General features: G+C 61.2%; 12 protein-coding genes. 1 reads left to right on the top strand and 11 read right to left on the bottom strand.

Annotated features, from left to right (window positions below):
- Positions 1–104: 104 nt before the first annotated feature.
- From lpdA to ACE3RX_RS11580, 11 genes are all read right to left on the bottom strand, one after another.
- Positions 105–1,526, bottom strand: coding sequence for a dihydrolipoyl dehydrogenase (gene lpdA / locus ACE3RX_RS11630; protein WP_374483572.1), 1,422 nt, complete (start codon positions 1,524–1,526; stop codon positions 105–107).
- A gap of 80 nt (positions 1,527–1,606) precedes the next feature.
- Positions 1,607–2,791 carry a 2-oxoglutarate dehydrogenase complex dihydrolipoyllysine-residue succinyltransferase gene (gene odhB, locus ACE3RX_RS11625; RefSeq protein ID WP_374483570.1) on the bottom strand — a complete coding sequence of 395 codons (1,185 nt, stop codon included), beginning with the start codon at positions 2,789–2,791 and terminating at the stop codon, positions 1,607–1,609.
- A gap of 39 nt (positions 2,792–2,830) precedes the next feature.
- Positions 2,831–5,656: a 2-oxoglutarate dehydrogenase E1 component gene (locus ACE3RX_RS11620; protein WP_374483568.1), complete on the bottom strand. Its 2,826-nt coding sequence runs from the start codon at positions 5,654–5,656 to the stop codon at positions 2,831–2,833.
- A complete protein-coding gene (locus ACE3RX_RS11615; RefSeq protein ID WP_374483566.1) occupies positions 5,637–5,774 on the bottom strand; it encodes a hypothetical protein in 138 nt (45 codons plus the stop codon). Before ACE3RX_RS11615 ends, ACE3RX_RS11620 begins: the two co-directional genes overlap by 20 nt.
- Before the next feature lie 43 nt (positions 5,775–5,817).
- Complete coding sequence (gene gltA / locus ACE3RX_RS11610) at positions 5,818–7,113, bottom strand: citrate synthase (RefSeq protein ID WP_374483563.1); 1,296 nt, start codon at positions 7,111–7,113, stop codon at positions 5,818–5,820.
- A 57-nt stretch (positions 7,114–7,170) separates the two neighbouring features.
- The gene (locus tag ACE3RX_RS11605) at positions 7,171–7,407 is read right to left on the bottom strand and encodes a succinate dehydrogenase assembly factor 2 (protein ID WP_374483561.1); all 237 of its coding nucleotides are present in this window, start codon (positions 7,405–7,407) and stop codon (positions 7,171–7,173) included.
- On the bottom strand, positions 7,404–8,117 hold the full coding sequence (locus ACE3RX_RS11600; RefSeq protein ID WP_374483559.1) for a succinate dehydrogenase iron-sulfur subunit: 714 nt from the start codon (positions 8,115–8,117) through the stop codon (positions 7,404–7,406). Before ACE3RX_RS11600 ends, ACE3RX_RS11605 begins: the two co-directional genes overlap by 4 nt.
- Before the next feature lie 19 nt (positions 8,118–8,136).
- Entirely contained in the window at positions 8,137–9,930 is a 1,794-nt protein-coding gene (gene sdhA, locus ACE3RX_RS11595; RefSeq protein ID WP_374483557.1) for a succinate dehydrogenase flavoprotein subunit, read from the bottom strand.
- A complete protein-coding gene (sdhD, locus tag ACE3RX_RS11590) occupies positions 9,931–10,278 on the bottom strand; it encodes a succinate dehydrogenase, hydrophobic membrane anchor protein (RefSeq protein ID WP_374483555.1) in 348 nt (115 codons plus the stop codon).
- Positions 10,272–10,661, bottom strand: coding sequence for a succinate dehydrogenase, cytochrome b556 subunit (sdhC, locus tag ACE3RX_RS11585; protein WP_374483553.1), 390 nt, complete (start codon positions 10,659–10,661; stop codon positions 10,272–10,274). The genes sdhD and sdhC overlap by 7 nt, the downstream gene beginning before the upstream one ends.
- 120 nt (positions 10,662–10,781) lie before the next feature.
- Positions 10,782–11,510 (bottom strand): GntR family transcriptional regulator, encoded by a 729-nt coding sequence (locus ACE3RX_RS11580; RefSeq protein ID WP_374483665.1) that lies wholly within the window; start codon positions 11,508–11,510, stop codon positions 10,782–10,784.
- A 224-nt stretch (positions 11,511–11,734) separates the two neighbouring features.
- On the opposite strand from ACE3RX_RS11580, the gene ACE3RX_RS11575 reads away from it, so the two are divergent.
- On the top strand, positions 11,735–12,727 hold the full coding sequence (locus ACE3RX_RS11575) for a malate dehydrogenase (protein ID WP_374483551.1): 993 nt from the start codon (positions 11,735–11,737) through the stop codon (positions 12,725–12,727).
- The last annotated feature ends 12 nt before the right edge of the window (positions 12,728–12,739 follow it).

The following is a 12,739-nucleotide window of genomic DNA, read 5'->3' as shown; positions in this document are numbered from 1 at the left end:
CGCCACTTATGGAAACGGGGGTGGTCAGGCATTTTACTGCCTGACCACCCCCGGGTGATGCGCGGAGCCGGCTACAAAGGACTACACAGCGCCGGCCGCCGTCATCAGAAGTGCAGAGGACGCTTGTCCACCGCCAGGGCGGCTTCGTGCACCACTTCCGACAGGGTCGGGTGAGCGTGGCAGATACGCGCCAGGTCTTCGGACGCACCGGCGAACTCCATCGTCACCACGGCTTCGCCGATCAGCTCGGAAGCATTGGAACCGATGATGTGCACGCCGAGGATACGGTCGGTGTTGGCGTCGGCGATCATCTTCACGAAACCGGCCGGGGTGCCGGCACCCAACGCACGGCCGTTGGCCATGAACGGGATCTTGCCGACCTTGTAGGCGGCGCCTTCGGCCTTGAGCTGCTGCTCAGTCTTGCCGACCCAGGCGATCTCGGGCGAGGTGTAGATGACCCACGGGATGGTGTCGAAGTTGGTGTGGCCCTTCTGGCCTGCGATGGTCTCGGCCACCGCGACACCTTCTTCCATGGCCTTGTGGGCCAGCATCGGGCCACGCACCACGTCGCCCACCGCCCACACGCCGTCCAGGTTGGTACGGTTGTGACCATCGACTTCGACGAAGCCGCGCTCGTCGATCTTGAGGCCGACCGCTTCGGCGTTGAGGCCAGCGGTGTTCGGCACGCGACCGACGGAGACGATCAGGCGGTCGAATTCAGCCGTCTGCGCGCCGTCCTTGGTTTCGTACTCGACGGTGACGGACTTCTTGCCGACGGTGACGGCACCAACCTTGACGGACAGCTTGATGTCGAGGCCCTGCTTGGTGAACAGCTTGAGGGCTTCCTTGGCCACGTCCTGGTCAGCGGCCGCGAGGAAGCTGTCCATCGCTTCGAGGATGGTGACTTCGGCGCCGAGGCGCTTCCACACGGAGCCCATTTCCAGGCCGATCACACCGGAGCCGATGAGGCCGAGGCGCTTGGGCACGGCGTCGATGTCGAGGGCGCCGATGTTGTCGCAGACCAGCTTGTTGTCGACCGGGATGCCGGGCAGGTGACGGGCGGTGGAGCCAGTCGCCACGATGACCTGCTTGGCTTCGACGACTTCCTCGCCGACCTTGACCTGCCAACCGGCGTCGGTCTTGCCGACGAAGGCGCCGTGGCCAGCCAGGAAGGTGACCTTGTTCTTCTTGAACAGGCCCTTGATGCCGGCGGTGAGCTGCTCGACGATCTTGGACTTGCGGCCGATCATCTTGGCCACGTCGATCTTCGGCGTGCCGACGGAGATGCCCTGCTCTTCAAAGGCGTGACCGGCTTCCTCGAACAGGTGGGAAGTGTGCAGCAGCGCCTTGGACGGGATGCAGCCGACGTTCAGGCAGGTGCCGCCGAGGCGGGGCTCGCCCTTCGGGTCGGCGTAGGGATTGGATTCGGCGCAGGCCGTGTTGAAACCGAGTTGTGCGGCGCGGATCGCTGCCACGTAGCCACCGGGACCACCGCCGATGACCAGCACATCAAATTGCTTCGCCATTTAGTCTCTTCCTTGTGCAGACAAAAACGCGGCACGGCTGCAGCCCTTGCGGGCCGCGACCGTGCCGACGGTTGGATAGATCAGACGTCCAGGATCAGACGGGCCGGATCTTCCAGGGCTTCCTTCATGGTGACCAGGCCCAGGACGGCTTCGCGGCCGTCGATGATGCGGTGGTCGTAGGACATGGCGAGGTAGTTGATCGGACGCACGACGACCTGACCATTCTCGACCACGGCACGGTCCTTGGTGGCATGGATGCCGAGGATCGCGGACTGGGGCGGGTTGATGATCGGGGTGGACATCATGGAGCCGAACACACCACCGTTGGAGATGGAGAACGTGCCGCCGGTGAGCTCTTCAATGGAGATCTTGCCGTCCTTGGCCTTCTGACCGAATTCAGCGATCTTCTTCTCGATGTCGGCGATGGACATGTTGTCCACATCACGCAGGATGGGCACCACCAAGCCACGGGGCGAACCGACAGCGATACCGATGTCGATGTAGCCGTGGTAGACGATGTCGTTGCCATCAACGGAGGCGTTCAGGATCGGGAACTTCTTGAGGGCGGCGACGGCAGCCTTCACGAAGAAGCCCATGAAGCCCAGACGCACGCCGTGAGCCTTCTCGAACTTGTCACCGTACTGCTTACGCAGCGCCATGATCGGAGCCATGTTCACTTCGTTGAACGTGGTCAGGATGGCGTTTTCGTTCTTGGACTGGATCAGGCGCTCGGCGATGCGGGCACGCAGACGGGTCATCGGAACGCGCTGTTCGACGCGATCACCAGCCGGAACGGCCACGGCCGGTGCCGCAGCCGCCGGCGCAGCGGCCTTCGGCTGGGCAGCAACGGCGTCTTCCTTGGTCACACGGCCGCCACGGCCCGAACCGGCGACGTCAGCGGCAGCAATGCCCTTCTCGTCGAGGATCTTGCGGGCGGACGGGCTGGCAGCGCCGGCAGCCGTAGCAGCTGCGGGGGCAGCGGCAGCCGGAGCGGCAGCAGCGGCCGGAGCGCCGGCTGCAGCCTTGGCTTCGGTATCGATGGTGGCGATCACTTCGCCGGAAGTCACCGAGTCGCCGCCGTTCTTGACGATCTTGACGAGCACGCCGTCGGCCGGAGCCGGGGTTTCCAGCACGACCTTATCGGTCTCAATGTCGATCAGGTTCTCGTCACGGGAAACGGCGTCGCCTTCCTTCTTGTGCCAGCTGACCAGCGTGGCTTCGGAAACGGATTCGGACAGTTGGGGCACTTTGACTTCGATCAGCATATCTTCTCCCTTGTTTTCAGTTCGGCGTGGACGTTTGCATCAGGCTTTGATTTCGCCAAACGCATTTTCGATGACTGCCTTTTGTTGCGCGTTGTGCTTGGCGTAGTAACCGACCGCCGGCGAGGCGGCTGCGGGACGAGCCACCAGCAGGAACTTGCGCTCGTCGCCGAGGGCGCTGTCCAGATGGTGACGGGACGCCAGCCAGTACCACACGCCCTGGTTGCGGGGCTCTTCCTGGCACCACACCACTTCCTTGGCGTTGGGGTACTTGTTCACTTCGGCCGCGAAGGCTTCGCGCGGGAACGGATAGAGCTGTTCCAGACGAACCAGGGCGATGTCGTCGATGTTGTTGGCGCGACGGTGGGCCAGCAGCTCGTAGTAGATCTTGCCGGAGCAGATCACCACGCGCTTGACCTTGTTGACGTCGAGCTCGTCCACTTCGCCGATCACGGTCTGGAAGGTGCCCTTGGAGAGATCGTCCAGGGAGGAGATCGCGTCCTTGTGGCGCAGCAGGGACTTCGGCGTGATGATCACCAGCGGCTTGCGCAGCTTGCGCAGGGCCTGGCGACGCAGCAGGTGGAAGATCTGCGACGGGCCGGACGGGATGCACACTTCCATGTTCATCTCGGCGCACAGTTGCATGTAGCGCTCGATACGGGCGGAAGAGTGCTCGGGGCCCTGACCTTCGTAGCCATGCGGCAGCATCATGACGAGACCACACTGGCGGCCCCACTTGGCTTCGCCAGAGCTGATGAACTGGTCCATCACCACCTGGGCGCCGTTGGCGAAATCGCCGAACTGGGCTTCCCAGATCACGAGCTGGTTCGGCTCGGCGGTCGCGTAGCCATATTCGAAGGCCAGCACAGCCTCTTCGGACAGCACGGAGTCGTAGCAGTAGAACGGGCCCTGACCTTCGCGGATGTTCTGCAGCGGGTAGAAGGTGCCATCGTGCCACTGGTCACGGTTCTGGTCGTGCAGGGCGGCGTGGCGGTGGAAGAAGGTGCCGCGGCCGACGTCCTCACCCGAGATGCGGATACCGAAACCCTGCACCAGCAGGCTGGCGTAGGCCAGGTTCTCGGCCATGCCCCAGTCGAAGGGCAGCTTGCCGGCGCCCATCGCCTTGCGGTCGTCGATGATCTTCTGCACGCGGGGGTGCAGCGCAAAGCCTTCCGGGGTGGTGGTCAGCGCGGTGGCCAGACGCTCGAGTTCGGCGGTCGGCACGGTGGTGTCGCACTTGTCGGTATAAGCCTTGCCGGCGTACGGAGCCCAATCCTGCGCAAACTGGCGCTTGAAGTCGGACAGTACGGGGTTGGACAGCAGCTCACCCTTGTCGAGAGCGGCGCGGTAGTCCTTGATGAACTGTTCCGGCTCATCGGCCTTGACGATGCCCAGCTGGGTCAGCTTGTCCGCGTACAGCTTGCGGGTGCCGGGGTGCTTGGCGATCTTCTTGTACATCAGCGGCTGGGTGACCATCGGCTCGTCGGCTTCGTTGTGGCCCAGCTTGCGGTAGCACACGATGTCGACGACGACGTCCTTCTTGAACTCCTGGCGGTATTCGACAGCCAGGCCCATCACGAAGGCCACGGCTTCCGGATCGTCACCATTGACGTGGAAGATCGGCGCCTCGCCCATCTTGAAGATGTCGGTGCAGTACAGGGAAGAACGGTAGTCGCGCGGATCGGACGTCGTGAAGCCGATCTGGTTGTTCACCACGATGTGGATCGTGCCGCCCGTGCCGTAGCCGCGGGTCTGCGCGAAGTTCAGCATTTCCTGGTTGACGCCCTGGCCGGCAACGGCCGCATCACCATGGATCAGGACCGGGATAACCTCGGCCTTGCCCTTTGCGCCACGGCGGGTCTGACGGGCATACACGGAGCCCTCGACAACCGGGTTGACGATTTCAAGGTGGGACGGGTTGAAGGCCAGGGTCAGGTGCACCGGGCCACCGGCGGTCATGACATCGCTGGAGAAGCCCATGTGGTACTTCACATCACCGGCCGACAGGTCGGACGCGGCCTTGCCTTCAAACTCGGAGAACAGCATGCTCGGCGACTTGCCGAGGGTGTTCACCAGCACGTTCAGGCGGCCACGGTGGGCCATGCCGATGACGATTTCCTGCACGCCCTTGCCACCGGCCACGCGGATCAGCTCGTCCATCGCAACGATGGTGCTCTCACCACCTTCGAGGGAGAAGCGCTTCTGGCCAACGTACTTGGTATGCAGGTAGCGTTCGAGGGTTTCGGCTGCGGTCAGGCGCTCGAGGATACGACGCTGCTGCTCGGCCTGGTAGCCGGGGCGACCCTTGGTCGGCTCGAGGCGGGCCTGGATCCAGCGCTTTTCACCGATGTCGGTGATATACATGTACTCGGCGCCGATGGAGCCGCAGTAGGTCTGGCGCACCGCGTCGAGGATCTCGCGCAGGGTGGCATGGTCACCGGGCAGGCCGTGGAAAGAGCCGGTGTTGAAAGTCTGGTTGAGATCCGCCTCGGTGAAGCCGTAGTGGGACAGCTCGAGTTCGTGGATCTCGGGACGCTCGGTGCGCTTCAGCGGATCGAGCTGGGCCCAGCGGGTGCCGAGAAAGCGGTGGGCATTGATCAGTTGCAGAACGCTGACCTGCTTCTGATCGACACCGGACGCCACGACGGTGCGGACCGGGCCACGCTTCGCCATGTCGGCGAAAGCGTTGATGATCGGGTAGTGGGCGACGTCGCGGCCCTTGCCGGGCACATTCTGCAGCGAGTCGAAATAGGTCCGCCATTCTTCAGTGACGGAATCCGGATTGTCGAGATAGTTCTCGTAAAGCTCTTCAACGAACGGCGCATTGCTGCCGAACAGTTGGGAGCTCTCAAAAAGCTGTTTCATCATGGGCGACCACCTGGCTTATATCTTGTCTTTTTGAAGGTACTTGCTTTCGGTGGGGAGAAATCCCTGTTTGATTCACTTCTTCAGAAAACGAAGCGGGATGGCCTGATGCTTCGACCATCCCGCGTTCGCTCTCCTGTTTCCCCCTCCCCTTCCGGGCAAACTTAGCCGCGTTGGGCCAGCGGGACGACGTCGCGGCGAGCGGCGCCGATGTACAGCTGACGCGGACGACCGATCTTGTACTCGGGATCGGTGATCATTTCTTCCCACTGGGTCATCCAGCCGACCGTACGGGCCAGAGCGAAGATGCAGGTGAACATCTCAGTGGGAATGCCGAGCGCCTTTTGGACGATGCCGGAGTAGAAGTCCACGTTCGGGTAGAGCTTCTTCTCGACGAAGTATTCGTCTTCGAGGGCAATCTTTTCGAGTTCCTTGGCCAGCTTGAACAGGCGGTCGTTCTCGAGGCCCAGTTCGCCGAGCACGTCGGCGCAGACCTTGCCCATCAGCTTGGCGCGCGGGTCGAAGTTCTTGTAGACGCGGTGACCGAAGCCCATCAGCTTGAAGGAGTCGTTCTTGTCCTTGGCGCGCTTGATGTACTCGCCGACGCGGGACACGTCGCCAATTTCCTCAAGCATCTGCAGGCAGGCTTCGTTCGCACCACCGTGCGCCGGGCCCCACAGGCAGGCGATACCGGCAGCGATACAGGCGAACGGGTTGGCACCGGAGGAACCGGCCAGACGGACGGTAGAGGTGGACGCGTTCTGCTCGTGGTCGGCGTGCAGCGTGAAGATGATGTCGAGGGCACGAACCAGAACCGGGTTCGGCTCGTACTTCTCGCACGGGTTGCCGAACATCATGCGCATGAAGTTGGCGGTGTAGTCCAGCTCGTTGTCCGGGTACATGAACGGCATGCCGGTGCTGTACTTGTAGGCCATCGCAACGATGGTCGGCATCTTGGCAACCAGACGGTTGAAGCTGATGTTGCGATGCTCGGAGTCGGAGAAGTCCATCGCGTCGTGGTAGAACGCGGACAGGGCACCGACCACGCCGGTCATGACGGCCATCGGGTGAGCGTCGCGGCGGAAGCCGGAGTAGAACTTGGTCAGCTGCTCATGGACCATCGTGTGGTTCTTGATGGTCTTTTCGAAGTCAGTCTTCTGCGTCGCGTTCGGCAGCTCGCCGTTCTTCAGCAGGTAGGTGACTTCCAGGAAGTTGCAGTTTTCGGCCAGTTGCTCGATCGGGTAGCCGCGGTACAGCAGTTCGCCCTTGTCGCCATCGATATAGGTGACCTTGGACTGACAGCTGGCCGTGGAAAGGAAGCCGGAGTCATACGTAAAGTACCCAGTCTTGCCACCCAGGGTACGAATGTCGATCACATCATTGCCATGGGTTCCCGACATGATCGGAAACTCTACGGCCTTGTCACCTACGGTCAGTGTAGCAGTACGTTGCGTGGTCATATTTTGATCCCTTTTCCCTGTTGAAACTCCAGCTCCCTATTGACTAGACCTGCCCGGCTACGGAGCCCGCAGCAGGTCCACCATTTCCTGCCAGCGCTCATTGGTGACCGGCTTGCTGCCGTTGACCATGGCCCAAAGGTCATGGTCTTCGACGAGCAAGAGGTCATCCAGATCGGCCAGCTGATCGTCGGTGAGACGATCGAAGTGCCTTTCAAGGAAGCGCGTGAACACCAGATCGAGCTCAAGGAGAGCCCGTCGGCACTGCCAGCGCACACGCCCCCGGTTGAGCGTCATACCGCGCGACGCACCATCATGTCTTTGATCTTGCCGATCGCCTTCGTCGGGTTCAGATGCTTCGGGCAGACATCGACGCAGTTCATGATCGAATGGCAACGGAACAGACGATACGGATCTTCCAGATTGTCGAGACGCTCGCTGGTTGCCTGGTCACGGGTATCCGCCAGGAAGCGGTAAGCCGCCAACAGGCCCGCCGGGCCGACGAACTTGTCCGGGTTCCACCAGAACGACGGGCAGCTCGTGGAGCAGCAGGCGCACAGGATGCACTCGTAAAGGCCATTCAGCTCTTCACGATCTTCCGGCGACTGCAGACGCTCACGCTCGGGAGCCGGCTCGTTGTTGATCAGGTACGGCTTGATCGAGTGGTACTGCTTGAAGAACTGGGTCATGTCGACGATCACGTCGCGAATGACCGGCAGGCCGGGCAGCGGGCGCAGCGTGATCGGCTGGGCGATATCGTCCATGCTGGTCAGGCAGGCCAGGCCGTTCTTGCCATTGATGTTCATGGCGTCGGAGCCACACACACCTTCACGGCAGGAGCGGCGGAAGGACAGGGAGTCGTCCTTGGCCTTCAGGCGCACCAGCGCATCCAGCAGCTTCTTGTCGGACTCTTCGAGCTCGACGGAAATGTCCTGCATGTACGGCGCGGCGTCCTTGTCCGGATCGTAGCGGTAAATCTTGAACTGTACGGTTCGCTTGCTGCTCATGTTCTATTCTCCGGAACGCTCAGTAGGTACGCTTGGCAAGGGCAATCGGCTCGACATCGGCCGACATCGGCTGCAGATTGACCGGCTTGTAATCAAGACGGTTGCCTTCGCTGTACCACAGCGTGTGCTTGAGCCAGTTCTTGTCGTCACGGCCGTTCGGCGTCTCGGCGCAATCGATTGCGTCGTCACGCACGTGGGCACCACGGGATTCCTTGCGGGCTTCGGCAGAAACCATCGTAGCCTTGGCGACTTCGATGAGGTTATCCAGCTCCAACGCTTCAGTGCGGGCGGTGTTCCAGACCTTGGACTTGTCCTTGATCTGGGTGTGCTTGGCACGCTCGGCGACCTCGAGGATCTTGGTAACGCCTTCCTTCAGCATGTCGGCGAAACGGAACACGCCAGCGTGCTTCTGCATGGTGCGCTGCATGGCGAGGCGAACGTCGTGGACCTCTTCGCCGTTGGTCTGGGCCTCCAGGCGCGCGATACGCGCCAGCGATACGTCGGCTGCATTTTCGGGCAGCGGCTTGAGGGTCAGCTGACCGGACTGGAAGTCGGCCACCACGGTTTCGCCAGCGGCCTTGCCGAAGACCAGCAGGTCCAGCAGCGAGTTGGTGCCCAGGCGGTTGGCGCCGTGCACGGAGGCGCAGGCACATTCGCCGGCGGCGTAGAAGCCAGCAACCGGGACGTTCGGGTTGCCATCCTTCGGCACCACAACCTGGCCCTTGTAGTTGGTCGGAATACCGCCCATCTGGTAGTGGCAGGTCGGCACGACCGGGATCGGAGCCTTGATCGGATCCACACCGGCGAACTGGATCGAAATCTCGCGAATACCGGGCAGACGCTTGTTGATCGTCTCGGGCGACAGGTGGGTGATGTCAAGCAGCACGTGGTCCTTCTCGGAACCGCAGCCACGACCTTCGTTGATCTCGGTGACCATCGAACGGGACACCACGTCGCGGGAGGCCAGATCCTTCAGGTTCGGCGCATAGCGCTCCATGAAGCGCTCACCGGAGGCGTTACGCAGGATGCCGCCTTCACCGCGCACACCTTCAGTGATCAGCACGCCGGCACCGGCCACGCCGGTCGGGTGGAACTGCCAGAACTCCATGTCTTCCAGCGGGATGCCGGCACGCGCCGCCATGCCCACGCCGTCGCCGGTGTTGATGAAGGCGTTGGTCGAGGAGTAATAGATGCGTCCGGCACCGCCGGTGGCGAAGATGGTGGCCTTGGAATGGAAGATCGAGACTTCGCCCGTTTCCATTTCCATCGCCGTCACGCCCAGCACATCGCCGTCGGCGTTGCGGATCAGGTCGAGCGCCATCCATTCGACGAAGAACTGGGTGTTGGCGCGCACGTTGCGCTGGTACAGCGCATGCAGCATCGCGTGGCCGGTACGGTCAGCAGCCGCACAGGAACGGGACACCGGGGTCTGGCCGTAGTTCTGCGAGTGGCCACCGAACGGACGCTGGTAGATCTTGCCATTGTCGGTACGGTCGAACGGCATGCCGTAATGTTCAAGTTCGACGACCACTTCGTTGGCCTTCTTGACCATGAACTCGATGGCATCCTGGTCGCCCAGCCAGTCCGACCCCTTGACGGTGTCGTACATATGCCAGTGCCAGTTGTCCTCGGTGGAGTTCCCGAGGGAAGCCGCCACACCGCCCTGCGCTGCCACGGTATGGGAGCGGGTCGGGAAGACCTTGGTCAGAACAGCAGTCTTGAGACCGGCTTCGGAGAGCTGCAGGGCGGCCCGCAGACCGGCGCCACCAGCGCCGACGATCACCGCATCAAAGGTACGCTTTGCGACTTTCACTTACAGCCTCCAGAGAATCTGAGCAGCCCAACCGGCGTAACCGATGAGCAGAAGAGCAACGACCGAATGCAGGGTCAGACGAATGCCGGTCGGCTTGATGTAGTCCATGAAGATGTCCCGCACGCCAATCCAGGCATGGAAGAACAGGGACATGAAGAATAGAAAGGTCGCGAACCTCATGAAGCCGCCGCTGAACACGCCGCGCCAGCTCTCATAGGAGCCATCGAAGGAAGTCAACACGGCAACAGCGAGAACGACGGTGTAGATCGCCATCACCACGGCGGTGATGCGCTGGGCGAGCCAATCACGGAAACCGTAATGGGCGCCGACGATGATGGGCTTTACCATAGCTTGGACACCAGAATGACAGTGAGGATGAGGCTGACGATCAGCACGAGACGGGCGCTGGACACGGCGGACTGCTTATCCACACCAACATGCACATCCAGCAGAAGGAAACGAATGCCTGCACAAAAATGATGCAGGTAAGCCCACACCAAACCCGACAGGATGAGTTTGACGAACACGTTATCCACGACTTCCTTGAAGGAAGCGAAGGACTCGGGCGAACCGACACTGCTACCGAAAAGCGACAGCAGAACCGGCAGCATCAGGAAGAGACCAGCACCGCTAACCCGGTGCAGGATCGAGACCTTGCCAGGCAAGGGCAGCCTAATCTCGTTCAGCGCCAGATGCTTCGGGCGCTGTTTTTTCAAAGTCACCTCTGTCATAGATTTTTCCCTCTAGCAATTGCGATCAACAAATCGCACTTTTCCCACACAAAATTATAAGTATATACCCTTACCCTGCATTGACAGGCCGGGCCCACCCATCAATTCACCCTGCTTAACCTAGCTGAGTTCATTCAGATAATAGTGTTCTGCCGTCGAATACAACCCGCGCCGCCACTCGACCGGACGGTCGCCATAGGTATAGGTCACCCGCTCGACCGACAACAACGGCACACCCTCGACAACCCCTAGGGTTTCACTGGTCATACGATCTGCGGCCACCGCACGAATACGCTCTTCCGCCCGAATCATACGGACACCGAAACGCGCTTCGAACAGACCATAGAGCGAGCCGTGCGTAGACTGAAGCACCTCCATGGTGAGCCCATGAAAGATTTCGCCTGGCAAATAGATTTCATCCACCACCACCGGCTTGCCTGAAAAACGCAACAGACGCCGCAGGATGGTTACCGGCGCGCCGAGCTCGATACCGAGCATCCGCGCCGCTTCATTACCAGCCTTGGCCTTCCAGCAATCAAGGGGAATGCTTTGCGGATGTGACAAGTCGCCATCCATAGGGACGAGCCGCAAGAACCGGAACATGGCCCGCGGATCATTATGGGAGGCAACATAAGTGCCCTTGCCCTGCTTACGGACAAGCAGATTCTCAGCAGCCAACTCGTCGATGGCTTTGCGTACAGTCCCTTGACTTACGTTAAATCGCAGTGCAAGTTCCTGCTCGCTGGGAATAGCCTGCCCCGGCCGCCATTCGGCGGACTGCAGTGCATTAATCATCAGATTTTTTATCTGACGATACAGGGGGCTGAAGGTGGGCGATTCGGGTCGCATTGGGTTATTGAAGCACACTTTTAGAAGACAGTCCACGGCACATCTTCTATCTTATATAAGACATAAGACATGAATTGACAGTCTCTGCAAATGCACCTACGATTCATGTGTTGACTGATCACCCATTGATCGCAACTTCGATTGCGCATCGCGACGACCTGTGGGAGGCCGCGCGAGTCTGCAGCATGGTGTCGATTCACTTCTTACTAGAGGGAGTTTCATAAATGGCAAAAGCCCCCGTTCGTGTCGCAGTCACCGGCGCCGCCGGCCAGATCGGCTACAGCCTCCTGTTCCGCATCGCCAGTGGCGAAATGCTGGGCAAGGACCAGCCTGTCATCCTCCAGCTGCTCGACCTCCCGCAAGCCCAGAAGGCCGTCAAGGGCGTCATCATGGAGCTCGAAGACTGTGCATTCCCGCTGCTGGCTGGTGTGATCGCCACCGACGACCCGAACGTCGCCTTCAAGGATGCCCAGGTTGCCCTGCTGGTCGGCGCCCGCCCCCGTGGCCCCGGCATGGAGCGTAAGGACCTGCTGACCGAAAACGCCAAGATCTTCACCGTACAGGGCGCCGCCATCGGCCAGTACGCTGATCCGAACGTCAAGGTCCTCGTCGTCGGCAACCCGTGCAACACCAACGCCTACATTGCCAAGGAAATCGCCGTCAAGTACGGCCGCGTGCAGGCCAAGAACTTCACCGGCATGCTGCGCCTGGACCACAACCGCGCACTGTCCCAGCTGGCGTCCAAGTCTGGCCGTGAAGTCTCCAGCCTGAAGAACCTTGTCGTCTGGGGCAACCACTCCCCCACGATGTACGCCGACTACCGCGCCGTGACCTCCAACGGCGACAACGTCAAGAACCTGATCAACGACGAAGCATGGAACCGCGATGTGTTCCTGCCGACCGTCGGCAAGCGCGGCGCCGCGATCATCGAAGCCCGCGGTCTGTCCTCCGCAGCTTCCGCCGCCAACGCGGCAATCGATCACATTCGCGACTGGTGGCTTGGCTCCAACGGCGAATGGGTCACCATGGGCATTCCGTCCGATGGCTCCTACGGCATCCCCGAAGGCATCATCTACGGCTTCCCGGTCACCACCGAGAACGGCGAGTACAAGATCGTCCAGGGCCTGGAAATCGACGAGTTCTCCCGCGACCGCATGAACAACACGCTCAACGAACTGCTTGAAGAGCGTGATGGCGTGAAGGATCTGCTGGGCTAATCCAAGCCAGGC

It is taken from the genome of Zoogloea sp., assembly GCF_041914405.1.
GTDB lineage: Bacteria > Pseudomonadota > Gammaproteobacteria > Burkholderiales > Rhodocyclaceae > Zoogloea.
The sequence above is the reverse complement of the archived record's forward strand: the minus strand, read 5'-3'. Positions and strand labels throughout refer to the sequence as shown.

What these genes read in the sequence shown, in the direction of transcription:
- lpdA (WP_374483572.1), bottom strand. Translation starts at nt 1,526, where the DNA reads ATGGCGAAGCAATTTGATGTGCTGGTCATCGGCGGTGGTCCCGGTGGC.
- odhB (WP_374483570.1), bottom strand. Translation starts at nt 2,791, where the DNA reads ATGCTGATCGAAGTCAAAGTGCCCCAACTGTCCGAATCCGTTTCCGAA.
- ACE3RX_RS11620 (WP_374483568.1), bottom strand. Translation starts at nt 5,656, where the DNA reads ATGATGAAACAGCTTTTTGAGAGCTCCCAACTGTTCGGCAGCAATGCG.
- ACE3RX_RS11615 (WP_374483566.1), bottom strand. Translation starts at nt 5,774, where the DNA reads ATGGTCGAAGCATCAGGCCATCCCGCTTCGTTTTCTGAAGAAGTGAAT.
- gltA (WP_374483563.1), bottom strand. Translation starts at nt 7,113, where the DNA reads ATGACCACGCAACGTACTGCTACACTGACCGTAGGTGACAAGGCCGTA.
- ACE3RX_RS11605 (WP_374483561.1), bottom strand. Translation starts at nt 7,407, where the DNA reads ATGACGCTCAACCGGGGGCGTGTGCGCTGGCAGTGCCGACGGGCTCTC.
- ACE3RX_RS11600 (WP_374483559.1), bottom strand. Translation starts at nt 8,117, where the DNA reads ATGAGCAGCAAGCGAACCGTACAGTTCAAGATTTACCGCTACGATCCG.
- sdhD (WP_374483555.1), bottom strand. Translation starts at nt 10,278, where the DNA reads ATGGTAAAGCCCATCATCGTCGGCGCCCATTACGGTTTCCGTGATTGG.
- sdhC (WP_374483553.1), bottom strand. Translation starts at nt 10,661, where the DNA reads ATGACAGAGGTGACTTTGAAAAAACAGCGCCCGAAGCATCTGGCGCTG.
- ACE3RX_RS11580 (WP_374483665.1), bottom strand. Translation starts at nt 11,510, where the DNA reads ATGCGACCCGAATCGCCCACCTTCAGCCCCCTGTATCGTCAGATAAAA.
- ACE3RX_RS11575 (WP_374483551.1), top strand. Translation starts at nt 11,735, where the DNA reads ATGGCAAAAGCCCCCGTTCGTGTCGCAGTCACCGGCGCCGCCGGCCAG.